The sequence below is a fragment of the Roseibium sp. LAB1 genome (assembly GCF_054658235.1).
The window spans coordinates 176,398-202,375 of the sequence record NZ_BAAGIB010000005.1; the positions used below are offsets into that span (position 1 = coordinate 176,398).

General features: G+C 59.2%; 23 protein-coding genes. 8 read left to right on the forward strand and 15 right to left on the reverse strand.

Going from position 1 to position 25,978, the window contains the following annotated elements; genetic code table 11:
- Positions 1-168 precede the first annotated feature (168 nt).
- The 3 genes from ACYQ54_RS25305 to ACYQ54_RS25315 all read left to right on the forward strand — a co-directional run bounded on the left by ACYQ54_RS25305 (position 169) and on the right by ACYQ54_RS25315 (position 2,056).
- Positions 169-432: a hypothetical protein gene (locus tag ACYQ54_RS25305; RefSeq protein ID WP_460087413.1), complete on the forward strand. Its 264-nt coding sequence runs from the start codon at positions 169-171 to the stop codon at positions 430-432.
- Between the two features lie 22 nt (positions 433-454).
- On the forward strand, positions 455-1,201 hold the full coding sequence (locus ACYQ54_RS25310) for a hypothetical protein (RefSeq protein ID WP_460087414.1): 747 nt from the start codon (positions 455-457) through the stop codon (positions 1,199-1,201).
- 189 nt (positions 1,202-1,390) lie between these two features.
- The gene (locus ACYQ54_RS25315) at positions 1,391-2,056 is read left to right on the forward strand and encodes an invasion associated locus B family protein (protein ID WP_460087416.1); all 666 of its coding nucleotides are present in this window, start codon (positions 1,391-1,393) and stop codon (positions 2,054-2,056) included.
- A gap of 53 nt (positions 2,057-2,109) precedes the next feature.
- On the opposite strand, the gene ACYQ54_RS25320 is transcribed toward ACYQ54_RS25315, so the two are convergent.
- Complete coding sequence (locus ACYQ54_RS25320) at positions 2,110-3,249, reverse strand: response regulator (RefSeq protein WP_460087417.1); 1,140 nt, start codon at positions 3,247-3,249, stop codon at positions 2,110-2,112.
- Between the two features lie 266 nt (positions 3,250-3,515).
- Between ACYQ54_RS25320 and ACYQ54_RS25325 the strand changes: the two genes are divergently transcribed.
- From ACYQ54_RS25325 to ACYQ54_RS25335, 3 genes are all read left to right on the forward strand, one after another.
- The gene (locus tag ACYQ54_RS25325) at positions 3,516-4,496 is read left to right on the forward strand and encodes a hypothetical protein (RefSeq protein WP_460087419.1); all 981 of its coding nucleotides are present in this window, start codon (positions 3,516-3,518) and stop codon (positions 4,494-4,496) included.
- A 302-nt stretch (positions 4,497-4,798) separates the two neighbouring features.
- Entirely contained in the window at positions 4,799-5,287 is a 489-nt protein-coding gene (locus ACYQ54_RS25330; RefSeq protein ID WP_460087420.1) for a putative pterin-binding protein, read from the forward strand.
- Positions 5,284-6,624, forward strand: coding sequence for a sensor histidine kinase (locus ACYQ54_RS25335; protein WP_460087422.1), 1,341 nt, complete (start codon positions 5,284-5,286; stop codon positions 6,622-6,624). Before ACYQ54_RS25330 ends, ACYQ54_RS25335 begins: the two co-directional genes overlap by 4 nt.
- Before the next feature lie 88 nt (positions 6,625-6,712).
- On the opposite strand, the gene ACYQ54_RS25340 is transcribed toward ACYQ54_RS25335, so the two are convergent.
- From ACYQ54_RS25340 to ACYQ54_RS25355, 4 genes are all read right to left on the reverse strand, one after another.
- Entirely contained in the window at positions 6,713-9,061 is a 2,349-nt protein-coding gene (locus ACYQ54_RS25340) for a cytochrome P450 (protein ID WP_460087423.1), read from the reverse strand.
- A gap of 139 nt (positions 9,062-9,200) precedes the next feature.
- On the reverse strand, positions 9,201-10,514 hold the full coding sequence (locus ACYQ54_RS25345) for a TRAP transporter large permease (RefSeq protein ID WP_460087425.1): 1,314 nt from the start codon (positions 10,512-10,514) through the stop codon (positions 9,201-9,203).
- Positions 10,507-11,004, reverse strand: a complete 498-nt coding sequence (locus ACYQ54_RS25350) for a TRAP transporter small permease (RefSeq protein WP_460087427.1) — start codon at positions 11,002-11,004, stop codon at positions 10,507-10,509. The genes ACYQ54_RS25345 and ACYQ54_RS25350 overlap by 8 nt, the downstream gene beginning before the upstream one ends.
- A 59-nt stretch (positions 11,005-11,063) precedes the next feature.
- Complete coding sequence (locus tag ACYQ54_RS25355) at positions 11,064-12,080, reverse strand: TRAP transporter substrate-binding protein (protein ID WP_460087428.1); 1,017 nt, start codon at positions 12,078-12,080, stop codon at positions 11,064-11,066.
- A 383-nt stretch (positions 12,081-12,463) separates the two neighbouring features.
- Here ACYQ54_RS25355 and ACYQ54_RS25360 point away from each other — a divergent pair, with 383 nt between their 5' ends.
- Complete coding sequence (locus tag ACYQ54_RS25360; protein WP_460087430.1) at positions 12,464-12,892, forward strand: acyl-CoA thioesterase; 429 nt, start codon at positions 12,464-12,466, stop codon at positions 12,890-12,892.
- Between the two features lie 13 nt (positions 12,893-12,905).
- On the opposite strand, the gene ACYQ54_RS25365 is transcribed toward ACYQ54_RS25360, so the two are convergent.
- Genes ACYQ54_RS25365 through ACYQ54_RS25400 form a run of 8 tightly spaced genes read right to left on the reverse strand, consistent with a single transcriptional unit; the run spans position 12,906 to position 21,179 of the window.
- Positions 12,906-13,631 (reverse strand): SDR family NAD(P)-dependent oxidoreductase, encoded by a 726-nt coding sequence (locus ACYQ54_RS25365; protein WP_460087431.1) that lies wholly within the window; start codon positions 13,629-13,631, stop codon positions 12,906-12,908.
- Positions 13,628-14,401 (reverse strand): cyclase family protein, encoded by a 774-nt coding sequence (locus tag ACYQ54_RS25370; protein ID WP_460087433.1) that lies wholly within the window; start codon positions 14,399-14,401, stop codon positions 13,628-13,630. Before ACYQ54_RS25370 ends, ACYQ54_RS25365 begins: the two co-directional genes overlap by 4 nt.
- Entirely contained in the window at positions 14,398-15,654 is a 1,257-nt protein-coding gene (locus ACYQ54_RS25375) for an SDR family NAD(P)-dependent oxidoreductase (protein ID WP_460087435.1), read from the reverse strand. The genes ACYQ54_RS25370 and ACYQ54_RS25375 overlap by 4 nt, the downstream gene beginning before the upstream one ends.
- Positions 15,651-16,826, reverse strand: coding sequence for a thiolase family protein (locus ACYQ54_RS25380; RefSeq protein ID WP_460087436.1), 1,176 nt, complete (start codon positions 16,824-16,826; stop codon positions 15,651-15,653). Before ACYQ54_RS25380 ends, ACYQ54_RS25375 begins: the two co-directional genes overlap by 4 nt.
- Positions 16,826-18,430, reverse strand: coding sequence for an AMP-binding protein (locus ACYQ54_RS25385; protein WP_460087438.1), 1,605 nt, complete (start codon positions 18,428-18,430; stop codon positions 16,826-16,828). The genes ACYQ54_RS25380 and ACYQ54_RS25385 overlap by 1 nt, the downstream gene beginning before the upstream one ends.
- 5 nt (positions 18,431-18,435) lie before the next feature.
- Positions 18,436-18,909 (reverse strand): aromatic-ring-hydroxylating dioxygenase subunit beta, encoded by a 474-nt coding sequence (locus ACYQ54_RS25390; RefSeq protein WP_460087439.1) that lies wholly within the window; start codon positions 18,907-18,909, stop codon positions 18,436-18,438.
- Positions 18,909-20,219 (reverse strand): aromatic ring-hydroxylating dioxygenase subunit alpha, encoded by a 1,311-nt coding sequence (locus ACYQ54_RS25395; protein WP_460087441.1) that lies wholly within the window; start codon positions 20,217-20,219, stop codon positions 18,909-18,911. The genes ACYQ54_RS25390 and ACYQ54_RS25395 overlap by 1 nt, the downstream gene beginning before the upstream one ends.
- Positions 20,220-20,246: 27 nt before the next feature.
- The gene (locus ACYQ54_RS25400; RefSeq protein ID WP_460087442.1) at positions 20,247-21,179 is read right to left on the reverse strand and encodes a PDR/VanB family oxidoreductase; all 933 of its coding nucleotides are present in this window, start codon (positions 21,177-21,179) and stop codon (positions 20,247-20,249) included.
- Between the two features lie 117 nt (positions 21,180-21,296).
- Between ACYQ54_RS25400 and ACYQ54_RS25405 the strand changes: the two genes are divergently transcribed.
- A complete protein-coding gene (locus ACYQ54_RS25405) occupies positions 21,297-21,758 on the forward strand; it encodes a MarR family winged helix-turn-helix transcriptional regulator (RefSeq protein WP_460087443.1) in 462 nt (153 codons plus the stop codon).
- A 63-nt stretch (positions 21,759-21,821) separates the two neighbouring features.
- Here ACYQ54_RS25405 and ACYQ54_RS25410 read toward each other — a convergent pair whose 3' ends face one another.
- Positions 21,822-24,311 carry a DNA translocase FtsK gene (locus ACYQ54_RS25410; RefSeq protein ID WP_460087445.1) on the reverse strand — a complete coding sequence of 830 codons (2,490 nt, stop codon included), beginning with the start codon at positions 24,309-24,311 and terminating at the stop codon, positions 21,822-21,824.
- A 536-nt stretch (positions 24,312-24,847) separates the two neighbouring features.
- Positions 24,848-25,858 carry a GlxA family transcriptional regulator gene (locus tag ACYQ54_RS25415; protein ID WP_460087446.1) on the reverse strand — a complete coding sequence of 337 codons (1,011 nt, stop codon included), beginning with the start codon at positions 25,856-25,858 and terminating at the stop codon, positions 24,848-24,850.
- Positions 25,859-25,978 lie beyond the last annotated feature (120 nt).

The following is a 25,978-nucleotide window of genomic DNA, read 5'->3' on the forward strand; positions in this document are numbered from 1 at the left end:
AGGGCCGGCCGGTCTGAGACGCCCTTGCGGATGTGCGCGAATTGTCCAAACCGAGAGACCGCTCAGTCCAAGACGGCCAAATACGTCGCCGGTACGTTCGGATGAAGATGGTGTATCCGCCGGCAGATTTCGGCGCACGGGCGGTACGGAGCAGGGGGTGGAGCAGCCATGAGACGCGCGAATAACCAGTTGGTCGCGGTGACCGTGTTTCTTGCTGCCACGGCGGGACATGCGCTCGCGCAAGATGGAGATGTTGCGGCCGCCATGATTGCGGAAGGGGCCCCCGCCGCGACGGCCAAATGCATGGTCGCGCAACTCGGCGACGACGCCGATCGTCTGTTTACGGCAAGTGACGACGACCTGAGCGACGAGGACACGCAAAGGCTCGTTGCCGCCCTCGACGCCTGCAGCGACGTGGATGACGGCGAATGATGTTTTTCGAAGGATAAACGGAATGAGCTTCAACTGGGGTTTCTGCGGATCTTTCCTGACGCTCCTGCTCACGGCAATTCCATTCGCAGGTCAAGCACAGGAGCGTCCCGTGTCGCCCGGCGAGCTGTTTACCGCCTACAACCATTGGCAGGGCAGGCAGGTGACCCTGGCGGCCTATCCGGCGCTGGTCATCTCACCTGCAAACTGGCCGGACCGTTTGATGACGTTCGGCGCGCAACCCAGGCTGAATTCTCCAGCGCTGGTCGTTTGCGAAACGCTCACGCCTCCTGCCGGCAAGATTGCCAGCACGGACGCAGTCGTTTTCCGGGGCACGTTTTCAAGACGCGAGGCCGCGCCCTCAGGGGCCTTGCAGCACCAGATCGCCCTGACGACATGTGACATACTCTCCGTGGGCGAGCCGATGCCGGAAGGCGGCGATCCCTGGGAACCTGGCGACAAACCCGTGGCAATCGAGGCTTTCCATGACGCCGTGTTCGAGCCGATCGGAAAGACAGTCCGTGTAAAGGGTTACTTTCGGGGCAGTAGCTGGTCAGGCGCGAGCAATCGCACCAGACACGATCTGAAGGACAGTAGCTCCAGCAACGGCAGACCGCCGGTCTCATGTTTTCAGGAAGGCAAAACAAAAGCACCACAGTCGGTCCTGGATGACCGTGAGACTGCGTTGGTGGAAGGCCAGATCGAGTTGACGGCGTTGAGCCGCACCGACCACGTCGGGATTGTCAATTGCCGGTTCGTTACGGGGCAATAGTCGCTCGCACCGCAGGAACATAAGGCGGCGCCGGAAACAGGAGAAGGTCGCCACGGCAACAAAAGACACAGAAATGCCCCTCCCGGGCTCCGCCGGCCTGCCGCTCCCACGGATCTTCCGGGGGCGGCAGGCAGAAATCATGGCGGACTGCCGGCCGGCACGGGTTCCGTTTCAGGAAAGGCAAGTGAGATGCGCGAGACTTTTGCAGACTTCCATGTTCCCGGACTGGTGACCGCCTGCCTTTCCGCAACCTGCCTCGCTGTCTCCGCACTCTTCGCTGCTGCAGGCGCGCAGGGGCACTCCGGCGCAGTCTTTGGCAAGTGGCACACATTCTGTGACAAAGAGCTCTTGTGCGCCGCCTACACCTATTCCGGCACTGACGGTAACCCTCAAAGCGGCCATCTTTTCACGCTGGAACGCAAGAAGGACGGCGTTGACTGGGCGATGTCGATCACCTTAGACAGGATTGAGCCGAAGCTATCTTTAGGAGTAATGCCGAGCGTGATCCGATATGGACATGACGGCTCGCCCATCTACCATTTCACCGAGGAAACGCTAAGGCTTTTTGACGACAGTCCAGTCCCGGGAACTGCCAAAAGCTACAAACTCCTCTTTTCCGGTCCGAGTGCGGAGGCCGTGATGGAGCGTCTGCGCCTCGGAGACATCCTCAATTTCGAATTCGGCGGTTGCCGAGAGGAATTCCTGTACGCGGACTTTTCTCTCGACGGCATTACGGCCGCCCTCCAGTGGGTCGACAGGAAGCAGGGCCAGGAAGCAAGCAGCCGGATCAGTGACGGTCCGGTACAATCCGGCCCGGAAGTCGTCAAGAATTGCGATGGTGGTCCGAAAGGGTAGGGCTATTACCGGATATTTCACGCTGGTCGCGAGCCGGTCTCAATTCAGGGGCGTTAGGGCTGGCCGGGTGAGGTCACGGCCGGTCCACTTTCAGCCTCGCCGCATTTCACGCCGTTCTGCCGTGGTTCCTTGATCGAGACAAGACCCGTCAGAAGTAGCGCGATCAAGTCTGCCTGCCGATGGGTTCCGGTCTTGTCGAAAAGGTTGCGCAAGTGAAAGGCGACCGTTGTCTGCGCGATCGACAGTTCCTGCGCGATTTCGTCCGTCCGCCGACCCTGAACCAATGCCCGGGCGACTTCCGCTTCAGTCGGGGTCAGATCGAACAGGCCCGCCAGAATCTCGTCCCGCATCCTCGGCCGGTGTTCCAGATCCGAAACGAATACCACTGCTTTTGCGCCATCGTTCGGCCGTCCCGTGCTGTCGGGGAGAGAACACACTGTGAGCAGAAAATCGCGAAGCCCGGACGGTCTCGGCACCGTCAAGCTGGCCAGATGGTCCTGCCCCTTGCAGGCGGCCGCGCAGGCGTTTGCCAGCAGTTGCCTGATATCGTTGGCAAGTTGCGATGACCCGGTATGGAGCGTCCGGTCGATCACCAGCCCATCCTTGGCCATGTGAATTTCCTGAGCCGCGCGATTTGCAAAGACGACGCCGGAAAACGATACCAGCACGATGCCGAAGGAAAGCACGTTGAGCACGCTCTCCATACCGTTCATTCCAAGCGACCGATCCGTGCCATCGCCAACCAGAGCCTGCCGAAGTGTTTCCAGTTCGTTTTTTTGCCTGTCATCGATCAGGCTGACCTGGCGAAGGCGTGCCTCGATCGTCGCCAGCAACAGGTCATAATCTATGGGTTTGACCAGATAATCGTCCGCACCCGCGCGCTTGCCCTGGATAATCTCGTCGCGTTGATTGAGGGCCGTCAGGAAAACGAAAGGGACATCGGCGAGGTCCGCGTGCCGGCTTCTGACCGCCTCAAGCAATCCGTAACCGTCGAGCCGAGGCATGGAGATATCGCACAAGATGAGATGCGGACGGATCGTTCTCAGCGCGTCCAGCGCCTCACGGCCATCGGTGGCCCCGACCGCTTCATAGCCTGCTGCGGAAAGTTCATCGAGGATGTCCTGACGAAGATGGCGCTGGTCCTCAACACAGAGAACCGTCAGTTTCGATCTGGCCTTGTACATTGATGCCATGAAATGCTCTTCAAACCAGACAACATCCAAATCAGACCGCGACCTTCCCAATAGTCGGTCTCATGGCCATCTGCGTCAAAAACTTTTTGCGCCCAAGCGGCAAATATCCGGCGAGCCGTAACAGGCCTGACGGTGTCGCTATCAACAGACGCTTACTCTTGACGCGGTTTCGTTCTCTTGTCCCCCTTCAAACGCAGGGGGACAGCATTCGCCTTGAACAATACTCTCGCTCCATATTGCAATCGAGCGTTCGGGGAGACGCCAATATGTGGGATTTTTCTATCGGGCGTGCATTTGGCCTGATGTTTCAGACACTGCCATTCATTATTTTGCGCATGGCCGTCTATTTCGGCGCGGCCCTTGCCTACATTCTTGCAACAGGGGTTGGCGCGGGGGTCGGCTGGGGCATTGGCGGGTTCGGCGATACGGATTTCCAGGCGACCACCACGACGTGGGGCGGTGTCATCGGGTTCGGTGCGGTTGCCGTCGCGATGTACCTGCTGAGAGAGTACATTCTTTATGTCGTCAAGGCCGGACACATTGCCGTTTTGGTGAAGCTGCTTGACGGCGAGGAGATGCCGAACGGCCGTTCGCAAATCGCCTACGCCCGTGAAGAGATTTCTCAGAGGTTTGTGCAGGCGAGCGTGCTTTTTGGCGTCGATCAGCTGATAAAAGGTGTCCTGCGCGCAATCACGGGTCTGGTGCGGGGCGTCTTCACGCTCCTGCCGATCCCCGGAGCGCGGCAACTGATCTCGATAGTCGAGGCGTTCCTGCGCATTGCCGTCGGGTTCATCGATGAAGTTATCCTTGCCTATACGATCCGGACCAATTCGGACAATGTGTGGGCGTCGTCCCGGAGCGGGCTTGTTCTCTACGCACAGAATTACAAACCCATGCTCAAGAATGCCGCCTGGCTTACGCTCATCGTCTACGGCCTGTCCTTTCTGGTTTTCCTCGTCGTGCTGGCCCCGGCTACACTGGTCGCATATCTCGTTCCCGGGAGCTGGTCGGCTGGCGGTATCGTGTTTGCGCTGCTGTTCGCGTGGTCGGTCAAATCCGCCCTGCTGGAGCCATTTGCAGTCACTTGCATCATGGAGGTCTACTTCCGGACAATCGAGGGACAGCAGCCTGATCCGGCCTGGGAAGCCAAGCTCGAGCAGCTTTCGGCAAAATTTTCCAGTCTGAAGGAAAAGGCGGCGTCCTATCAGCCGCCCCGGGCCAACGATCCGTCCGCGGCGGTTGGCTGATCGCCGCCCAATCGGGCACATCTGGCCTTGCCGAGGAGGGGCCGTCTTCAGCTACGTCGGCTCTCGCGGACTGGCCCTGTTGAATGTTTCCAACATCAACAACCGGTGCCATAATGATTTTTTGACCATTGCGGGCCCGATCATTGATTGAAACATTTGAAAAACAAGTGTTGCCGGAACCCCGCCGAAACGGTGCGGTTCCGGCCGCGATCCGGCGGTGCGGTCACCGCATCTGGCCATTCAGCCTCACCTGTGTGCTTTCCTCCCGCAAATGCTCAAACGCACTGGCAGGAGCTGCGTTCATGCTGGCCGGTATCAGCTTGTGCGCTCCGACGGCACGATCGGAAAACGTGTCTTTGTCCGCGCCTGCGGGCGAGGTCAGACTGACGGTCACCGGCAATATCCGCATAACAAATTCAGAGGGCGCAGCACTTCTTGACGATGCAATGCTGGAAACCTTGCCTCATCACACTCTCGAGACCTCAACCGTCGTAACGGACGGGGTGAAGCGCTTCGAAGGCTTCCTGATGCGAGACCTGCTTGAATACGTTGGCGCCGACGGCACGATGGTCACCGCCAGCGCACTCAACGATTATTCCATCGACATCCCGATGGAAGATTTCGAGCAGTACGATGTTCTCGTCGCAACCCATATGGACGGCGAGCGGTTGAAACCTTCGGGCAAGGGGCCGTTCTGGATTGTCTATCCCCGGGACAATCATTCCGATCTTCAAGACATCCGTTACGATTACCGCTGGGTGTGGCAGTTGATCCAACTGAAGGTCAAATGACGCGAAAGAGCGACCTTGTCGCCTATATCGTTGCGGGTACGGCAACGGTTGCCTTTGCCTTGCTTCTGGTATTTTCCCTCGCGCGGCTTCTGGATACCGAAGCGGAACTGCGGCGCAACGAGGGGGACAACATGCTCTGGGCAATCTCGCGAACCCAGTCCGCCGCGCTTCTGTTCGACGCCGAGGTTTCCCGTCATGTCGGCCCCATCTCCGGGAAATCCGCTGAACTGGAAAAGCGTTACAACGTGATGCTCAGCCGCCTGAACCTGCTGTCGGAAGGACCGCAGCTACGCTACATGCGTGACCTTGGTCTGGACGGGGAGCTGGAAAAGGCGGCCCGGTCATTACAGGCACTTGAGGCAGAAATCCTGAACCTGGCGTATGGCGATATCCAGACAGCTTCTTCCGTTCATGAAATTCTCCAGCCCTTGATCCAGGACCTCGGCCGTGCCGGGAACCAGTCCATGGTCCGGCAATGGGAGGCAACAGGCGCACGGCTCGACAAACAACGTTCGGCTATTGTGCAGGTCATCATCTCCATCGTTGCCATCATTGTTCTCGGCGCCTTCCTGTCCTTTACGATGTTGCGGGCCATGACCGAACAGCAACGCATCCGGCTGTCGCTCTTGCGTGAACGCGAAACCGCCGAGATCTATCGCAGTTTCGTTACACTGGTTTCTCACCAGTTCCGTACGCCGCTGGCGGTCATCGATTCAGCCATGCAGCGTGTCTTGCGAAGCGGGAGCCAGATGCCCGGCGAGGAAGTCAAACAACGGGCAACACAGGTTCGCTCCGAGGTTCGGGGGCTGACAAGCCTGCTGGAGGCGACACTGGATGTCGTTCGTCTCGAAGAAAGACAGGTCGCTGCCACTCCTGGAAACTGCCGCATCGAGGATCTCGTTCAACGGGTGATCGCCCGTCAGAGTGAAGATGCGCCGGAGCGGGTTTTCTCCGTGGAAGTTGGCAACAAGGTTCCGCAGTCGATCGTGACAGACCGTTTGCTGGCAGAACAGATCCTCGACAATCTTTTGTCGAACGCGGTCAAATATTCACCGGTGACCGAACCGATTGCCGTCAGTGTCCGGGCGCAGAACAGGTACATCTTCATTTCCGTTCACGATCGCGGAGTTGGTATTCCGCACGAAGAGCAGGATCGTGTGTTCAGCCGCTTTTTTCGAGGTCACGGCACGACGGACATACCCGGCACTGGTATCGGTCTCAGCATTTCGTCCCAGGTTGCCAGGCTTCTCGGAGGGGAATTGTCCTTTGAAAGCCAGGCGGGAATAGGGTCGACCTTCACTCTGAAATTGCCGGAAGAATGGCCCGGCACAGAGTAGGCGTTTGGGCTAAGGGAAAAATCAGTGACACGTTCCCTTGGTCACCTGTCTCACTTGTATAGCGCCCTGAACAATCCGGTCGGTCCGCCTACAGCGCCAGCTTGACCTTGCCACCGTTCACCGAACGCGAGCAGCAGGACATCATGCGCCGGTTTTCCGCGCGTTCGGTGCGCGTCAGCACCACGTCGCGATGATCGATTTCTCCCTCCAGAACCTCGACCTCACAACTGCCGCAAAGCCCCTCACGGCAATCGCAGGATATGTCGATTCCGGCAGCAAGGATGGCATCAAGCAATGTCTCATCGGCGGCGACCTCGAGCGTCAGTCCCGAATCTTTCAGTTCGACCTCGAAGGCATTTTCCTTTGACGGATCTAGACCGGTCTCCTGTGCCGAGAAATGCTCGAAATGCAAGGTTCCGTCCGGAAGGTTTGCGGTCAGGTCTTCCAGTTCGGTTATCATCCGTTCCGGACCGCAAGCATAGATCTGCCCGCCCGAGCTCAGGCTGGCGACGACGGCCGAGAGGTCCGCGCGCCGGCCTTCATCTCCCACATGAACCGAAACCCGTTCAGCGTGATCGGCTTGGAGCCGGTCCAGAAAAGCCATGCGACTGCGTGATCGTCCGCAATAATGGATTGAGTAATCCCGTCCCAATGCCTTCAGACGGTCCGCCATGGCCAGAATTGGCGTGATGCCGATCCCTCCGGCGATCAGGACATAAGAGGCGGCAAGTTCATCGAGCCGGAAGAGATTGCTGGGGCCGCGCAGGCGCAGTTCAAGTCCCTCGGCAGCCACCTCGTGGAGACGGCGGGATCCACCCCGTCCGTCTTCTTCCAGCAGGACGGCGATATCGTAATCCTTGCCATCAGCTTTGCCGCACAACGAATATTTTCGGTCAAAGCCGTCCACGCACACTTCGATATGAGCTCCGGCGCTCCAGCGCGGCAGGGCACGCCCCTTGGCGTCTTCAATCGTCAGCCCGAGGATACCGTCAGCTTCCCGGCGGACATTCTTGATGCGGATCTTGCGGGCGATGTCGCGACGCGCTGGCGCACCGACAGGAAAGTGATGATTGCCGTATGCGATCGAGGGCTGCGTTCTCTCGGGGTTTTTCGCGGGATCCCACTCGACCCAGACATGATCAGGCCCCCTGAAGGAGGTGTTGGCGAGGTAAGTGAACTGCTGTTGGGCCAGTTGCAGGTGTGGCAATCGGCGTGTCATCTCTTCAAGGAAGATCCGCATTTCCATGCGGGCGATATTCTTGCCCATGCACTGGTGGCTGCCATAGCCGAACGTCAGATGATCGACCGCGTTGTCGCGGTAGATATCGAACTTGTCGCCATCCTCGAAGTGCCGTTCATCCTGATTGCCGGACGCCTGAACGATCAGCAGTTTCGCCCCTTCGGGAATTGCGACATCGCCGATCGTGGTTGCAGCCATCGCCTGCCGCCGCCACGCAACGATGGAGCCGGAATAGCGCAGGCATTCTTCCACCGCATTGGGGATCAGGCTCGGATCCTCGCAGATATCCTGCCAGGCCTGCCTGTGGGTGAGCAGCGTCTTGAACATGCTGGCAGAAGCAAGGGACGTCGTTTCATGCGCGGCAACGATGATGGCCATCATCATCGAATGCACATAGCTGTCCGGAACGACATCCGGCATTTCCGCATTCTTGCGGATCGTTTCATGCATCCAGCCGGTTCCTTCCGGCTCCTTGCGCATCTTTTCGATGATCTTGCCCGCGTAGTTCCAGAACTGGCCGACATCATGGGCGATGGCAACCTGTTGTTCGTCGGTGGGTTTGCCCCAGGTATTGACAGAGTGGGCAACCGAGAAGTTCTTGAGGACGGCAATGTCGTCTTCCGGCACACCGAGGAAATGCAGGGCGACATTCAAGGGTACTTCGTAGAGCATGGCCTCGACGAGATCGACCCGGCCGAGATCAATGAAGGCATCGATCTTTTCGCGCGTCAGTCGGCGAACCATCTCCTGCCTGGCTTCCAGATTGTCCGGCAGGAAATGGTCCATCAGGGCGCGCCGCCGCTCCATGTGAACCGGCTCGTCCTCGTTCACCATGGTCCGGTTCATGGCATAGCCGTAGCCCTTCAGAACCTCCATGGCCTCCGGCGTTGCCGGGGTGATTTTTTCAAGGGCATTTCGGGGCGAGAAATGGATGTTGTCGCGGAAGACCGCCTTGATGTCGTCGTAGCGGCTGACCACCCAATAGCCGAGCTTGGGGCTGAAGAAGACGGGCAACTGATCGCGTGACCAGCGCAATGCTTCCGCCGGATCCGCCTGGTAGGGGCCGGCAAAAGCGTCGAATTCGGCAGCCTTTTTGGAAAACGGGCACTGGGCTTCCGCAGCGGCCGGATTGTCCCGTTTGCCGTCCGACGGCTTTCCGCCTGACTTGACATCCGCAGGGCGCGCAGTGCGTTCCATTTTCTCCTCCCAGGAAAATTTCAGATCGCACAAAACCATAGGATACGGTGATTGCGCGGTCTTTGTCGGCTCTGAAGCCAGTGGCCTGCCGGCAGATGTCAGCGTGCGTCTGGCCCTACATCTGGCCCTACATCTGGCCCTACATCTGGTTAGGCAGCAACAGCACAAGTCCCGGTAGCGTCAGCAAGATGATCAGCCGAAGAATATCAACCATCCAGAACGGCGTGACGCCCTTGAAGATAGTGGCCGTCGGCACGTCGCCGACAACCGCCCGCAGCACGAAGACGTTCAGGCCGACCGGCGGTGTGATCAGGCTGATTTCCGTCACCACGACGACGATAATGCCGAACCAGATCGGATCATAACCAAGACCCGTGACGACCGGAAAGAAGATCGGCACGGTCAACAGCAGCATCGACAGGCTTTCAAAGACACAGCCGAGGGCAATGTAGATCAGCAGGATCAGCCCCATGACCATCCATGGCGGCAGATTGTAGGCGGTTACCAAATTGCTTAGCGCGGACGGCAAGCCTGCGATATTGACGAAGTTCGAGAAGATCCAGGCACCGATCAGAACCGCAAACAGGCTGGCTGCCGTCATGGCCGTTTCGCGCAGCGCTTCCAGAGCATCGGAGAGCGACAGGCGCTTGCGGGCAAGGGCAATCAGAAAAGCCCCCATGGCGCCCATGCCGGCCGCTTCCGTCGGCGAGAAGGTCAGGTTGATCGGGGGCACGTCGAAGACCCCATAAAGCCCGCCGATCACCAGGAAGAACAGCAACAGGACGGCCCAGACTTCCTTCAAGGCGGACAGTCTGCCGCTCAGGTTCACGCGTTCGCCCGCCGGACCGGCTTTCGGATCGCGCCAGACCGTGAACTGGACTGCGACGAGGTAAAGAATGACCCCCAGAAGACCGGGTAGGATGCCGGCGACAAAAAGCTTGCCGATCGAGGTTTCGGTCAGAAGGCCGTATATGACAAGGATGACCGAAGGCGGGATCAGGATGCCGAGCGTGCCGCCGGCGGCTATCGAGGCCGTCGACAATTTGTCGGCATAACCGAACCGGCGCATTTCCGGCATGGCAACCTTCGACATGGTGGCGGCGGTCGCAAGGGACGATCCGGAGATGGCGGCAAACCCACCGCAGGCAACGATGGTCGCCATGGCCAGTCCGCCCCGGAAATGACCGAGGAAGGCATTGGAAGCGGCATAGAGTTCGCGGCTGATGCCCGCCTTGTTGACGAACAGGCCCATGAGAATGAAAAGCGGCACGACCGAAAGGCCGTAGTCCTGGCTGGTGTCGATGATCAGGCGAGCGGTCATGGAAATCGAGGCGCGGTAGCCCGATTCAATCATGAAGCCGATCATGCCGACAAAGCCCATGGCGAAGGCGATGGGCACACGCAGCAAGACCAGTCCGAGAACCGCTGCGAATCCGAGAAGTCCTTCAAGCATGCCGTTGGCTCATTAATTTCGGTGCGAAAATATGACCGAGCCCGCGGAGAATGAGGACTGCGGCGGTAATTGCCGTGACAATGGAAATGAACCATCCGACATAGTGCAGGGGCAGGCGCAGATATTCCATGACATCGCCGTAAGACCGGCTCCGTTCGGCCAGATCAAACACGCGCATGGCCGGCAGGACAAGCATCAGTCCGCAAAAGAGATCCGTAAAAGCGTTGCGCCAGCGAGTCAGTCCGGCCCGCTTGAACATGCCATCCGTCAGGTCGACGCAGATGTGGCCATCCTTTGCCGAAACGACCGGCAGAACGGAAAAAACCATGATTGCCATGAGCAGGCGCGTCATGTCGGCGGCAACTTCGATTGGTGCATTGAACACCGACCGGAGCACCACGTCGCAGAACGTCATGACCATGAGAAGGAACAAGGCAAACGAGGCGAGCAGTGCCGGCAGACTGGCCGCAAACTTCAGAAGACGGGACACGTCCAGATCCTTAAACTGCGGGCGGCCCGGTCAAGCCGGACCACCCTGTCTCTGTCTCGTTAGTTCCCGGCCATTTCCTGCTTGACCATCTCGTAGGCCGCTTTCGCGTCCACCCCGGCTTCCTGCAGCTCGGCCAGAACCTTGTCCGTCACTTCCTTGCTGATTTCCTTGAACGCGGCGATATCATCGTCGCTCGCGGGCGTGATTTTCGTGCCCTCTGCGTTCTTGGTCGCTTCGTAGGCAATTGTGTCGGACTTGTCCCAAGCTGCGCCTGCCATGCGGCTGGCGGGCTCACCAAAGACTTGCTCGTCCAGTGCCTTCTGAACATCTTCCGGCAGGCTGTCGAACTTTTCCTGGCTCATGATGATGGCAAACGAGCCGCGGTACAGACCGCCCGGCATGTCATAGAGATACTTGGCAACTTCGTTCAGCTTGAAGCCGACACGCTCGCCAACGTTCATCGCCACAGCGTCGGCTGCACCGGATTCCAGCGTTTCATAAACCTTGGGGGCCGGAACGTTGATGCCGATCAGACCGAGCGCCGAACCCACGTCACCGGCCACACCACCGCCGATACGTGTTTTCAGGCCGTTCATGTCCGCAAGACTGGTGACTTCCTTGCTGGAATGGATCTGACCGGGGCCATGGGTGTTGAGTGAAATGACCTTGACGCCGCGATGTTCGTTCAGGGCGGCGAGGTATTTCTCATAGACGCGCCAGTAGGCGACGGATGCCGCTTCGGCGCTGCCTTCGTAGCCCGGCAGTTCGATCAGCTTCGTTCCGACAAAACGGCCCGGCTGGTAGCCGTGAAAGATGATCGCCATGTCTGCGGCGCCATCAAGGACCAGATCCATTTGTGCCGGCGGTGGTGCCAGGCCGAAAACCAGCTCACCGGTGACTTCGCCTCCGGAGGCTTCCTCCATCATGGTGATGAGATTTGCAAATATATCGGTGTTTACGCCATGAGTGGGCGGCAGCCAGCTGGAAATCTTCAGAACGGTTTCCGCCGACAGCGCCGAAACGCTGAGGCTCAGTGAAACTGCGGCAGCGCCAACAATCTTGAATAGCGACTTCATCTTCCTCTCCCTTGAATGATGCGTCTCCTTGGCTGGGCTCCTCCGCAGGCCCGAGGCCGGTTCTGAATACTTTCATCGATGAACATGTCTTGTCAATAAATATGAAACTGCATGTATTTTTTGCAATTTGAAATGGAATCCTGTGCTAGATTGCAATCTAGTCAGCGATACGCCGGAAGCTGGAAGGAATGATTTTTTGCATAGTTATTTCAATAAGATAGACTGCATTCCCAGCTCTACCTCAGTCTTTGATGAGCATAGAAAAGATATCCTTGCCGATGATGCTTGTGTTGTAGCCATGTCGCGATATGTGCAAAATCAAATAAATTATTTTTCAGCCGCCGTAATGTGGAGAGCTGATCAAAGGCATGGAGAAGCGCATCTTGGACGTACCATTCAAAACCACCCGCATGCTCAATTTCGGTGATTGCGACATCTCCGGGACAGCGTATTTTCCCTCGTATCTCAACATCCTCAACGGTGTGAACGAGGAATTCTGGCTGCACCTCGGCTATCCCTGGCACAAGATCATCTGGGAAGAGCGCTGGGGCACGCCGACAGTTCATCTTTCCAGCGACTTCTCAAGCCCTTCCTTCTTCGGGGAGGAGCTGGAATTCGAGGTAACGGTGCAGCGTGTCGGCCGGTCCTCGGTCACCATGCATCACGAAATCAGCTGCAAGGGCGAAAAGCGCTGGTCGAGCACGCAGGTGCTTGCGGCCAGCAATCTCGACAAGCATTGCTCCATCCCCTGGCCGGAGGACGTGAAGGCGGCTCTGCTGGCCTGTATGCCGCAACAACAAGACAAAAGCTGAACGCTCAGGCGATTTAGATCGTCAGGGTTCCGACGCTTGCTCCACCGCAGACATAAAGCGTCTGTCCGGTTACGAAGCTGTTTTCCGGATCGCAGAAAAACAGGAAGGCATTGGTCACGTCCCGGACGTTACCAATGCGCCCGACCGGAATGCGTTTGGCAAGGGCTTCCTGTTGCGGGCTGTCCTTTTCGACGATACCCCAGAAGTTGTCGGTCAGGATTGGACCGGGGGCGACCACATTGACTGTGATGCCGTGGGGGGCAAGCTCCAGAGCCCAGGTGCGCGCCATGCCGATCATGCCGGCCTTGCTGGCGCTGTAGGCCGTGCGGGTCGGTGCACCGAGGGCCGCTCGGGAAGCGTTGAACATGACACGGCCGAACCCGCGTGCCTTCATTGTCGGCAAGGCTGCCTGAAGCAGCGTTAGCGCCGATCCCAGATGCAACTGAGCAAGACCGGTGATGTCCTCTGGCTTGGCATCCTCGACAAGGTTGGGCCAGATAAGCCCTGCATTGTGGATCAGGTGGGTGACCTCGAAATCCGCCGCAATGGCGCTGGCAGCTTCCGCAACAGCCTCCGGGTCGAGCAGGTCGGCTTCGACCGAGTGCAGGTTCGGGTGAGATTTTTCGGGCGCGGACCGCGCCACCGAGACCACCGTATAACCCTGCCCGAGAAGCCGTTCGGCGAGATCCGCGCCAATCCCCTTGTTGCCGCCGGTAACGACTGCCGTAAATTCACTCATTCCGTCACCATCGCCAGAACCCGAAGCGGGCTGCCGGTTCCATTCTTGATTTTAAGGGGAGCCGCGATCAGCACGGCACCCGTCGCGGGCAGCTGATCGAGATTGGCCAGACATTGCAGCCCGTATTTTCCCGAGCCATGCAGAAAGTAGTGAGCGGGATAGGGCGGCACATAATGCGCACCCTGACCTGCATCCGTTCCGACGGTCTCAGTGCCGAAACCGCGAATGTTCCGCTTGTCGATCAGAAATCGGATCGCGTCCGGCGTCGGCCCGGGCGAATGAGGTCCGTCCGCGCGCATGTTCAGATACTCGGCACCTCTGCGCCTGGACCAGTCGGTGCGCATCAGCACCCAGGCATCTTCCGGAATACGGCCATGGACGCTTTCCCAGTCGGCGATGATCTCCGGTGTCAGTTCGAAATCGTCGTTTTCCGCGGCGCCTTTGGAGCAATCGATCACCACTACAGGCCCGACAAAAGCCGCTGCCGGAATCTCGTCAACCGACCCGTTCGGCACATCCTTCCCCGAGATCCAGTGGGAGGGCGCATCGAAATGGGTGCCTGTGTGTTCGCTCATGGAAATGTTGTGCCATTTCCAAGCTGGACCGCGGTGATCGTAGGCGCTGATTTCCTCCATCCGGAAGCGGGCGCACTGACCGAACTCCGGCGGCAACACGATAACCGGAAAATCCGGATCGAGCGTGTGGGTCAGATCGACAATCCTGACGGCTCCGGAGGCAAGACCGGAGACCAGCGTGTCCAGATCGCTCATGCGCTTTCTCCCCCTTGCGTGAGTTCACGTTCCAGAACTTTCGGGTCCCGCCGCCAGCGTTCGCGGATCTCCATGGCGACATCGCCGCACCACACATCTTCAAGACCCTGCTGCAGCCCTGTCACGACTGCCTTCGCCAACGCCTTTGACGTGACCTTGGGCGGCGGCACCGGCTGGGTCCAGTCGTCGTCATCCGGTCCGGTGAAGACAGTCATCACGCGTAGGCCCGATGTACGGAATTCCCCGCGCAGGGACTGGCACAGCGAATAGGCCGCAGCGTTGGAGGCGGAAAAGCAGCCGAACTCCGGTGTGTTTGACAGGGCGAAGACAGACAGGACATTCACCCAGGCAACCGCCGAATTGACGCCATCGTTGGTGCGGGCGCACATGCCCGGCCCAAAAGCCTGGGCAAGACGCATCAGGCCGAGATAGTTGGTCTCCATTTCTTCGCGTGCAAAGGCGGTGTCGCCGCGCGCCAGAACGCCGCCCGGCCTCAGGAACCGGGCATTGTTGACCAGAATGTCAGTCTTGCCGCCAACTTCCCCGGCCAGCCGCTGGACCGAAGACGTATCCGTTACATCAAGCGGAAGCACGCTGACCTTTTCCATCCCGGACAGCAGTTCGTGATTGGCATGTGGGCGCCAGCTTTCGGCCTCACCCACGAAAATGGCGGCGGCTCCCGCTTCCAACAGAGACGTCACCAGAGCCGGTGTGTTCGGGTTTCGCAGGTCCGTGATCAGGATGCGCCTGTGCTTCGGGTCGGCTGAAAGGGCACGCATTTGCGGATCGTCTTCCATATTGCTTGTCCTGTCCTTGGGCACTGCCAGCAAAACGCCCTGGCCCGACGCGTCCAGACGGTTCAAAAGTGTAACTTCCCCGCCGCGCTCGCAGTCACCATGCACATGGCACAGGACCACGGGACCGGCATCCAGTTGCACCGAGCCCATGCGCCAGGGTGTTCTCTCCCGGAAGTAGAGATTGATCGACGTGCGGATCCGGGTCTCTGCCAGCAGTGTGCCGGCAGGCGAGATGTCCTGCCATTCCAGCCCGGCCGACAGGCAGCTTCCGCAAACATCCCGGGGCGGATATTGCACCGTGCCGCAGTCGTCACAGACCTGAAGAGCGAAACGGCCTTCCGCCGCAGCCGCCGTCAGACCGAGAGCCGCGCGGGAGCGGGCTTCCGGGGGACGTAGCGGAGACTGCGTGCGCTTTTGCGGATCTTTCTTGAGGGGAGGGGTAAGCGGTGTGCTCATGCCGTGCTCCCTGCTTTCAGGATAGCCGCGCTGGTGCAGACGCCGCGGTCGTAATTGATCATGCCGAAGCCGGACACCATTGCAGTGGTGGCATCTGCCACCTGTGTGCCTCCGGCACTGCCCTGAACCTGGCGAAGCGCTTCCACCAGGCCGATGAAGCCACCCGCAGCGCCAGCCTGTCCTGCCGACAATTGGCCGCCAGACGTGTTGTGCGGAAAATCTCCGGTAATCGTCAGGTCGCGGTTTCTGACAAAGTCTGCGCCGCCGCCCTTCTCGCAGAACCCGAGATCCTCGATCTGCATCATCGAGATGACGGGATAATCATCATAGGTCTGCAAGAGGTCGATGTCGTCCGGCGTACATTCCGCCATGGCGTAGAGTTCTTCGACGTCGAGCGTCCAGCCACCGCGCAACTGCACGGGATCCTCAGCATGGGCGTTGTGGCGTTCGATCGTGCCACCGATCACGGCAAAGGGCAGGTTCCGCCGCTGCGCCTCTTCAACGGACATGACGAGAAAGCTCTCGGACCCGGCGCAGGGCATGACACAGTCGAACAACGCAATCGGATCGGCGATCGGGCGCGCTTCAAGATATTGCTCCAGCGTCAGCGGTTTCTTCATCACTGCATTCGGATTGCGCAGGGCATTGGCACGTTGCGCCACGCAGATCCTGCCAAAATCCTCACGCGTCGCGCCATATTCCTGCATGTACCTGTCGGTCAGAAGCGCGAAATTGGCATTCGGACCACCAAAGCCGTAAGGGTAAGAGGCATCCTGGGCGAAGCGGGAAAAACTGGACAGCAGATTTCTGAAGCTATCGATATGATTGGTGTCGCCGGCCACACAGGCCACGATGTCTGCGTCTCCTGCCTGGACCGCACGCGCAGCCCGGCGCAGGGCAACCACACCACTGGCACCACCCATCGGAATATTGTCCAGCCACCTGGGACACAGGCCGAGGTGCTGCGTCAGCCCGACAGCCGTATCCGGAAACAGGGTGAAGCTTGCAACCGAAAATCCGTCGACGTCCGCAGGTTTCAATCCGGCAGCCTGAAGGGAGCCACGCAATGCGCTTGCAATCCACCAATGGGCTGTCTCGATGGAGTAACGCTGATAGGGAACTGAAACCGGTGCGGTGACCGCGACGCCCTCATAGCTCTGACGTTTCCCCATCAACTGGCCTGCCGCTTTTTCATGTGACCGGTGACGATTGTATCGGGATCTTCCAGAAGCTGTAGCGCCATTTCCTTCAGGGCAGCCCGCTGGATCTTCTGGGTCGGCGTCAACGGCAGCTTATCGACAAAGGCGATGTATCCCGGCGCCTTGTAATAGGCCATCTGCTCCAGGCACCAGCGTGTGATCGCCTCGGCCTTGTCTCGGCTCGGGTTCTTCACTTTCAGGCAGGCAAACACCTCGTCGCCGCGAACAGGGTCGGGCACAGGGGCGATACCGGCCGCCTCGATGTCGGGATGGCGCATCAGGATCGATTCCACCTCCACGGCGGCGATGTTCTCACCCGACCGCCGGATGACGTTTTTCTTGCGGTCGACAAAAAACAGGTTGCCGTCTTTGCCCTGGCGGACGATGTCGCCGGTATGGAACCAGCCGTCTTTCCAGGCCTCATCCGTCGCGGCAGCGTCCTTGTAGTATTCCGAGAAGAAGCCGTAGCGTGGATCCGGCCCCGCGTGGCGCACCAGCAACTCGCCCTGATCCGCTTCCTTGCCACTGTCGTCGACGATCCGGCATTCGACACCGGTGCTTGGCTTGCCGATGCTTGCCTGGGCCACCAGCCGGTCTTCACCCGAGGCGGCGATTACTGCCCCGGCACCGGTTTCCGTCATCGCCCAGGCTTCAACCAGCGGAAAGCCGAAACGGTCCTCGAATGCGATCTGCAGCTTCGGATCGACGCCAGCACCAAAGCCGAAGCGTACCTGATGCGCGCTCTCTTCAGGGGAAGGGTCGAACCCCATCAGCATGGACGGCATTACGCCCAGGTAATGCAGGCAGGTTGCCCGGGACGCGGCGACGTCCTGCCACCACGTGCGCGGGTGGAAACGATCCAGAACGGTGAGGCAACCACCAACCATGACCATCGCCATGAAGGAATAGGCCATGGCGTTCATATGAAAGACGGGCAGGGGCGTGATCATGCGCTCGCCGTCTTCCGTTAGCGTCGCCAGTCCGCCGACACCGGCATACCAGCGTCCGGCGAGCAGGAAATAGGTATTGGGCAGCACGCAGCCTTTCGGTTTGCCGGTGGTGCCAGAGGTGTAGAGGATGGCGGCCTCGCGGGCCTCGCCGTCCAGCAGCCGGGCGGTGACTGCCTGTTTCCTTGGTGCGGGGATCGGGTCACTGGGAGCAATCACGGCTGCCGTTATGCCGGCAGCGGTGGCGGCGGCCTCAAGGTCCTTGTGGCGGTCCGCGATCGAGACGATCAGCGCCGGTTCGGAATGGCCGATCAGATATTCCAGCTCAGCGGCTCTCAGATCCGGATTGATCGGCACCACGGAGCCGCCGATCCGGTTCACCGCAAGCCAATGGAGGAAGAACGTCGGCCGATTCTCCAGAAGCAGGGCAACGCGCATGCCCACGCCATAACCTGCCTCCGCCAGATCCCGTGCGAGCGCGTCCACCACCTGGCGGGCGGCTCCGTAGGTCTTTTCACCGGCCGGTATGCCGTAGATGTCCGCGGTCCCGGGCTGGACGTTCAGAAACGGCCGGTCCGGGTATTTCTCCGCCGTCGCGGCGAAGGCATCATAAACTGTATCAGCTGCCATGGTGGTCACGGCAGCAACTGAATATTGCCGAAGGCGGCATCGCAATTGAGGATATCGACCCGCTTGTCGGCGATTCTGATCGCTCCATCGACCACTTTCAGTTCGTGGGTTGCCGTGAGCGCCAGCAGGAACTGCTCATCGAGGCGCGTTTCGACGTAATGCATGGATGTATTGGTGATGATCCGGTCACCGTCCATCTCATCGATGAAGGGGCGCTGGATGACATGGTGACAACGGCTCTTGGGTTTCTGGCTGAAGGTTCTGGCCCCGTTCAGTCGTTCCACGCGCAAACGCAGCATGAACATGTCCTCAAAGAGCAGTGACGTCACGAGGTGCGGATCAGTCTGCTTGTAGTCGAGCGGCATCCAGTAGTGGCCGTCCTCCAGCCATAGCGACAGCCATTCGCTGTAGCGCCCCTCGTCCAGCATTCTTGCCTCGTCATAGATGAAGTCGATGACCTCTTCTCTGGAAACCGCCATCACGCCTTCTCCATCGTAGCTGTCATGAATTTCACCCAGGCATCGAACTGGTTGCGCATCTGCCGTTCCGTGGTGCCGTTTTCAACGGCCTCCTCGCTGAAGTCTTCCTCTTCGGTTCTCAGACGCTGTACGTTGACCCATTCCATGCCGTTGGACATGAGGCCTTCCTGGGCGCGCTCGTACATTTCCAGATCGTCGTGCCCGACCATCGACGTCGGTGCATTGATCATCCGGTTGTACATGGCGGTGCGCGCCAGCAGTTCATCCGGAGCCCCGACCAGGCGGTAGATATAGCTTTCAACCAGCGTCTTGTCGGGCCCCAGTGGAATGAAGTTGCGCAGCTGCTGGATCGGTCCCTTGATCATGATGTTCGGGAAATAGACTGTGTTATGCCGGTTCTCGCCGAGAATTTCCTTCGCGCGCTCCTCGCCGTGGGTTTCGCTCAGGGCCTCGAAATAGCCTGGTATGGCTGAATAGTCGGAATGGATCGAGTGATGCACACCCGTATGCCCGTGCCCGTTCGGCCAGGTGCGGATGCCCATGTTCTCGAAGAACTCGTAGGGCGACATGAAGGGCGCGATGATCTCCATCGCGGGCGGACGCGGTTCCGGGTTGCCCATCTCCTTCCAGATGTTCACCGCCGTTCCGGCGGAGCTTTCGTGGGCAACCATCGGGTGGCAGGTGTCGGTCTGGTTTTCGACCAGCATCTTCCAATTGCACTTGTGCATGTAGCGCAGCGGCGGACCGGCGATTTCCAGGCGCCCTTCCGGAGACCGGTCGACCATGTTGTCGATGGAACTCAGGCTGTCGCCGAAGTAATCCTCGAAGCTGATGCCCTCGGCAGCCAGGCGGGCGAAGACAAAACCGCGATAGTTCTTGACCGCACCAACGGCTGTCATGCCCTTGGCATTTTCGGTGTTTTCGAAGCCGGTGTTCTCGTAACCCTTCTTCAGCGGGATCGCGAGCAGGCAGCCGTCCGTCTTGAACGACCAGGCGTGATAGGGGCACCGGAAGAACTTGCCCGTGTTGCCTTCCCGGTCGATCGCGATCTTGGTGCCCTTGTGTGGGCAGCGATTGTAAAGAACGTGGATTTCGCCGTCGGAGTGGCGCACCTGGATAACAGGCTGGTCGCCGATCTGCGTGGTGAAATAATCGCCCTTGTTCGGGGTCTGGCTGTCATGGCCGACAAACACCCAGGTGTTTGCGAACAGATGCTGCATTTCCAGCTTGTAGATTTCCGGGCTCGTGTAGACGTCCCGATGCACCTGCGGCCCCGTGAACAGAGCGGCGATTTGGCTGGCCGTTTGCATGCTGGCTCCTCCCTGGAATGCGAAACCCTAAAGATCGAGGACAAGTCGCGCGGACTTCGCGCGGCTGACACAAATCTGCATGACCTTTCCCGATGCCTTCTCGGCATCCGACAGCACGACGTCGCGATGATCGGGCGTACCGCTGATCACATCCGTCTGGCAGATGCCGCAGTCGCCGCGCTGACAATCATACATGACGTCGAGGCCGGCATCTTCCAGTGCCTGGATGATTGTCTGGTCCGGGGCGACGGTCACAACCTGTCCCGTACTGTGGACCTCCACCTCGAATGCCGCATCGCCAGACTGCGCCTGGGGGGCGGTGAAGAGTTCAACATGAATGGCGTCTTCCGCCAGTCCGGCTGCGGTCGCGGCAGCGCGTGCGGCATCGATCATCCCCTTGGGGCCGCAGACAAAAAGATGCGTTCCGGAGGGCTGGGCTTTCATCAATGCGGCCAGATCGAGCGGGTCCGTGTCGTCAAAATAAAATTTTGCACTGTCGCCAAAGGCCGCTTTCAGCTTGCCGGCAAAGCCCATCCGGGATGCCGTCCGGGCGGAAAAATGCAGCTCGAAGGACCGGTCCTTCGATTTCAGCCGTGTCGCCATTGATATCAGCGGCGTGATGCCGATGCCGCCAGCCAGAAGCAGGACGTGGGCCACGTCTTCTGCAAGCGGAAAGTCGTTCTTGGGCTCGCTTGCGGAGATCGCCTGGCCGACACTCAAGGTGTGCATCGCCTTGGAACCGCCTGCACCGTCCTCTTCCCGCTGAACCGCGACCGTATAGAGGTCGTCAGGCTCCGGCCAGTCGATCAGGGAGTACTCCCGCTCACCCAGGGGGCCGAGATCGAATTTGACATGCGCACCGGGCTCATAGCCGGGCAATGGCCCGCCTGCTTCCGCCCGAAACCTGAAAACCCGGATCTGATCGGTTTCCGGTTCCACACTTTCAAGAACAAGTTTCACCGCAATGCCTCCTCCTTTAAAAAATATGAAATTTCATATAAAATGAGTCAAGCCTCTTTTTTTCCCGATCGGTCCGGGATAAATGACACTTAGAAAACAGGTGCATAGTTGGAGGGGGTGTTGACCCTGACGCCGGAAAAATTCGTTTCTTCTTACTTGCTGTACCTGCTGGCGGCGTCAAGCGAAGCAGCAAGTCACCAGTTTCACCTGCGCGTCCGCGCGTTGGGCCTCAGGGTTCCGGAGTGGCGTGTCCTGGCCTGCCTTTACGATCAGGACGGACTGATGATCACACAGCTGGCAAAATATTCGCTTCTGGAACAATCCAGAATGACGCGCATTGTTGACCAGATGGAAAAGCGAGGTCTGGTCGTACGAAAAAGCGACAAGGGCGATGGCCGCCGTGTTCGCGTTCATCTGACGGAGGCCGGGCAGAAGCTGAGCTCCGAAGTGGTCGAAGAGGCAAAGGAACACGAAAGAACCTTGCTCTCCGCCCTGAACCAATCGGATGCGGACCGGATCAAGCCGTCTCTGGAACGTCTCCTTGCCTCTCTCAACAGCTGGAACAGTGCCAACGAATAGGCGTGAGAACCATTAGGAACGAGGCGCTGCCCCGATCGAACATCGGCAGGCCTGCCGGCGTGCCTATTCCTCCGCCGGCTGTTCTCTTTTACCCGCCAGAATCTCGCGTTTCCCGACGTGGTTGGGGGCACCGACAAGGCCTTCGTTTTCCATTTTCTCGACCAGGGTGGCGGCACGGTTGTAGCCAATGCCGAGGCGGCGCTGGATGTAGGAAGTCGAACAGCGCTTGTCGCGCAGAACGATCTTCACCGCCTTGTCGTAAAGATCATCACCGTCTTCGGATGCAATCGCTCCCTTGTCGAAGACAGCTTCCTCTTCTTCCAGCTCCTCTTCCTCTTCCGCAGTTACGGTTTCGAGGTAAGCTGGCCGGCCCTGGCTTTTCAGGTGCGCGACGACCTGTTCGACTTCCTCGTCCGAGACGAAGGCACCGTGGACACGGTTGATGCGGCCGCCGCCTGACATGTGCAACATGTCCCCCATGCCAAGCAACTGTTCCGCGCCTTGCTCGCCCAGGATCGTGCGGCTGTCGATTTTCGAGGTGACCTGGAAGGAAATCCGGGTCGGGAAGTTCGCCTTGATTGTGCCGGTGATCACGTCCACCGACGGGCGTTGCGTCGCCATGATCAGATGGATGCCTGCGGCGCGGGCCATCTGTGCCAGCCGCTGGATAGCCCCTTCGATCTCCTTGCCGGCGACCATCATCAGATCTGCCATCTCGTCAACAATGATGACGATGTAGGGCATCGGGGCGAGGTCCATTTCCTGCTGCTCGTAGAGCGGTTCGCCCGTATCCCTGTCGAATCCGGCCTGGACCGTTACGATAACCGGTTCGCCCTTCTGACTTGCTGCAGCGGCCCGCTGATTGAAACCGTTGATGTTGCGCACACCGAGGCGCGCCATCTTGCGGTAACGGTCCTCCATCTCGCGGACAGCCCATTTGAGCGCCGTCACGGCTTTTTTCGGATCGGTCACGACCGGTGTCAGAAGGTGCGGGATGTCATCGTAGATCGAGAGTTCCAGCATCTTCGGATCAACCATGATCAAGCGGCATTCTTCCGGCTTCAGACGGTAGAGCAGCGACAGGATCATCGTGTTGATGGCGACGGATTTTCCCGAACCGGTTGTTCCGGCGACGAGCAGATGCGGCATCTTCGCAAGATCGGCGACAACGGGTTCTCCGCCAATCGTCTTGCCGAGGCTCAGTGCGAGCTTGCAATTGGTGGCACGAAAGCTGTTCGAGTCGATCTGTTCTCGGAAATAGACGGTTTCGCGCTCCGTGTTTGGCAGCTCGATCCCGATGACGTTCCGGCCGGGCACGACCGCGACACGCGCCGAGATGGCCGACATGGAGCGGGCAATGTCGTCCGCCAGGTTGACGATGCGCGAGGACTTGATACCCGGTGCCGGCTCGAATTCGTAAAGGGTGACGACAGGACCGGGCCGCACGTGAATGATCTCGCCGCGCACCTTGAAGTCTTCCAGAACGCTTTCCAGAAGCCCTGCGTTCCGCTCCAACTGCTCCTGCGTCATCAGGAAGCCGGGGCCGTCCTCAGGCTGCTGCAGCAGATCTCCGGACGGTAATTCGTAACTGCCGAACAGCCCCTGTCGACCGGCTCTTGCTCCAATTGGCGGGAGGGCCTGCGTGCCGGACGGTCTGGCGGCGGGGCTTGGCATCGAAATCGGCACTTTCGGCCGCACGGCTTCACCTTGATTGCTTTCGACGCTCCGGATTGCCCCCGGTTTTTGGCCGGCCTGCTGCGCGGCTGGACTTGCGGACCTTGCAGCAACCTGTCTGGCGGAGGAGAGCTCCGGCCTGGCGGATGCGGACCCGTTACATTCGACGACCCGGTAAAGCGAAACGATACCTTCCGGCGACCGTGCCACTTGTCCGGCAACAGGAACTTCCTCGTATACCGTCGTAACCGGCCGCACCGGTTCGACAACCTTCCGATCAGGGACAACGGCGCTTGCCCGGGGAACGAGGGCATCGTCGGACATGAATTCAAAGAAGGCATGATCGGACAGGAAGCCGAGAGGTGCCGTGGAAGAGTGGGCATCGTTTGCAGCCGCTTGCACATTCACCGGTCCGCCATCGGCAGGGTGAGCGCGCATGTGCGCAACAGGCAGAGATGCCGGCACGACGGGCGAGGGGCTTGCCGTGGTCAGAGGGGCTTGCGCAACGGGCTCCATGTCGACCGGGGGAACCGTTATACCGGCATTGCCTTCGTTTTCTGGTTCCGTTGCAGCCGCTCGCTGCTTCGCGCCGCGGTCCGGCGTCCGGGTGAAGCGAACGTTGGGTGCGAGATAGAAATAGCTCTGACAGGAGTCGTCCGCAGGGGTGTCCACCGCCCGGTATCCATCTTCTGAACCTTGTTGCGGGGTGTCTGCCACTCCCGGCAACCGGCGTGCCTCATCCGCCCGCTCACCGTCAGAGGTGCCGGATTGCCCCAGATGGATTCCGCCCGGTGCTTCCCGATGAATGTCATCGACGGGAATTGCCTGGCCGGCATCGTTCGAATTCGAAACTGAGAAGTTCTTCCGGGAAATACGCATGGACTGAGAAGACTAGTGTTTTGGGGTGAACGCCTTTGAAAGAGATGTAGGAAAATTAGGTTAACAGTCTCTATCCAAGCCCTGTCACATGTGATCTGTGCGCCTCTCCCAAAAAACGTCGGAACGGTGATTTCCGGCGGAAACCGGCGAATGCCATTGTCCCCGGATTTTGACCGAGCTGCAATGTGGCTAACGGGGTCGCCGCAAACGCTTATCGATCAGCGGTGCAGATGCCAGAACTCTTCGGTTGACGGCGCTGTTGCCCACTTCAGAGCTGCGGTCCAGGAACATTTCCTTCAGGTTCGAAAAGCTCGGTGGATAGTGCAAATACCAAGGCGCTGTCGGAATGATCAGCCGGGGTTCGACCTGTTGTCCTTGAAGGGTCCTTCGTTTGGCGCTTCAGCTTGTCGACAAAGGCAGTGAAAATCATGACGCAAAACATCTGGATATAGGAGTGTTCTTTCACAGCCAGATCTCAAGACACGGTCAACGCGAATATCTTTGAGACGGGGCCGCCAACACGGAGAAGCCCAAAATCAGGCTGTAACCGGAGCCAGGGCTTGCCACTTCTTTCGGTAGGCAGATGCAGAGGTCCCGACCCGCTTTCGGAAGGCTGACCGGAAACTCGAAGGCTCGGAATATCCGACCTCGGCTGAAATTTCGTCGATCGACATCGAAGTCGTCTCGAGCAGTTGTTTGGCTTCCTCGACACGCAAGGTCTGTACATAGTCCGTTGGCGATTGTCCGGTCGCCTTCCTGAAACGGCGCAGGAATCCTCGCTCGGTCATATTCGCCTGTTCCGCCATTGCGGCAACAGGACTTGGTGTCTGGTAGTTTCGCGCTGCCCAGACCTGGGCCTCCGCAATCCGCTGGTCATCATGTTGTCGCCCCGAGGCCAGGGACGCGTAGGTCAATTGGCCCTGATCATGTGGATCAATTAAGTAGATCTTCGCGATCCTGCGTGCCTCGTCTGTCCCGGCGAACCGGCTGATCAGATACAACATGAGATCAGCCCAGGCAGAGGCCCCACCCGCTGTGACAACGCGGTGACCTTCCCCTGCCGGAACGAGAATGCGTTCAGGGCAGACCTTCACATTCGGGAAGTTTCGTCCAAGCATATCCGCAAAGCCCCAATGCGTCGTCGCTTCCTTGCCATCCAGCACCCCCGCTGCGCCCAGAAGGATTGAGCCAGAGCAGACGGAGGTGACAATGGCGCCGCGCGCATAGGCTTCCCCTAGCCAGTCCGCAACCGGGCGGAACTCCTCGGGCAACTCGCCGTTCGGGTCGACGTGCAAATCGGAAACGATGATCAAATCGGGTTTAGGCTCCTCGGTGAGCATCCCGTCGGGTGTGATCTTCCGCCCGTTCACATCCCAATAAGGGGCACCATCAATGGTTCTGAAGTTGACCTGAAACACTGGCACTTGAGCAGGCAACCCGTGCAGCATTTCCCAATCGCGGCCAACGGAGGCCAGCACGTCAAGGATCGAGAACAGCACGGACGTACCGGTTAAGCGTGATCCGATAACAGTCGTGTTGAGGCTCATTTCGCGCAATTTCCCTTTGTTTTGGTCTGATAATCACCGATTTGGTCTTTTTCTCTTCTAACGCGATTGGCGAGTTTGGTCCATCACCCTGGTCAGGACTGCGGCAGATCGTGTCGCGTG

Bases quoted from the DNA above. Each gene is read 5' to 3' on its own strand.
- ACYQ54_RS25395 (WP_460087441.1), bottom strand. From the start codon at position 20,219: ATGCAAACGGCCAGCCAAATCGCCGCTCTGTTCACGGGGCCGCAGGTG.
- ACYQ54_RS25340 (WP_460087423.1), bottom strand. From the start codon at position 9,061: ATGGAACGCACTGCGCGCCCTGCGGATGTCAAGTCAGGCGGAAAGCCG.
- ACYQ54_RS25380 (WP_460087436.1), bottom strand. From the start codon at position 16,826: ATGGGGAAACGTCAGAGCTATGAGGGCGTCGCGGTCACCGCACCGGTT.
- ACYQ54_RS25320 (WP_460087417.1), bottom strand. From the start codon at position 3,249: ATGGCATCAATGTACAAGGCCAGATCGAAACTGACGGTTCTCTGTGTT.
- ACYQ54_RS25385 (WP_460087438.1), bottom strand. From the start codon at position 18,430: ATGGCAGCTGATACAGTTTATGATGCCTTCGCCGCGACGGCGGAGAAA.
- ACYQ54_RS25415 (WP_460087446.1), bottom strand. From the start codon at position 25,858: ATGAGCCTCAACACGACTGTTATCGGATCACGCTTAACCGGTACGTCC.
- ACYQ54_RS25335 (WP_460087422.1), top strand. From the start codon at position 5,284: ATGACGCGAAAGAGCGACCTTGTCGCCTATATCGTTGCGGGTACGGCA.
- ACYQ54_RS25375 (WP_460087435.1), bottom strand. From the start codon at position 15,654: ATGAGCACACCGCTTACCCCTCCCCTCAAGAAAGATCCGCAAAAGCGC.
- ACYQ54_RS25305 (WP_460087413.1), top strand. From the start codon at position 169: ATGAGACGCGCGAATAACCAGTTGGTCGCGGTGACCGTGTTTCTTGCT.
- ACYQ54_RS25370 (WP_460087433.1), bottom strand. From the start codon at position 14,401: ATGAGCGATCTGGACACGCTGGTCTCCGGTCTTGCCTCCGGAGCCGTC.
- ACYQ54_RS25315 (WP_460087416.1), top strand. From the start codon at position 1,391: ATGCGCGAGACTTTTGCAGACTTCCATGTTCCCGGACTGGTGACCGCC.
- ACYQ54_RS25390 (WP_460087439.1), bottom strand. From the start codon at position 18,909: ATGGCGGTTTCCAGAGAAGAGGTCATCGACTTCATCTATGACGAGGCA.
- ACYQ54_RS25365 (WP_460087431.1), bottom strand. From the start codon at position 13,631: ATGAGTGAATTTACGGCAGTCGTTACCGGCGGCAACAAGGGGATTGGC.
- ACYQ54_RS25355 (WP_460087428.1), bottom strand. From the start codon at position 12,080: ATGAAGTCGCTATTCAAGATTGTTGGCGCTGCCGCAGTTTCACTGAGC.
- ACYQ54_RS25325 (WP_460087419.1), top strand. From the start codon at position 3,516: ATGTGGGATTTTTCTATCGGGCGTGCATTTGGCCTGATGTTTCAGACA.
- ACYQ54_RS25310 (WP_460087414.1), top strand. From the start codon at position 455: ATGAGCTTCAACTGGGGTTTCTGCGGATCTTTCCTGACGCTCCTGCTC.
- ACYQ54_RS25345 (WP_460087425.1), bottom strand. From the start codon at position 10,514: ATGCTTGAAGGACTTCTCGGATTCGCAGCGGTTCTCGGACTGGTCTTG.
- ACYQ54_RS25410 (WP_460087445.1), bottom strand. From the start codon at position 24,311: ATGCGTATTTCCCGGAAGAACTTCTCAGTTTCGAATTCGAACGATGCC.
- ACYQ54_RS25330 (WP_460087420.1), top strand. From the start codon at position 4,799: ATGCTGGCCGGTATCAGCTTGTGCGCTCCGACGGCACGATCGGAAAAC.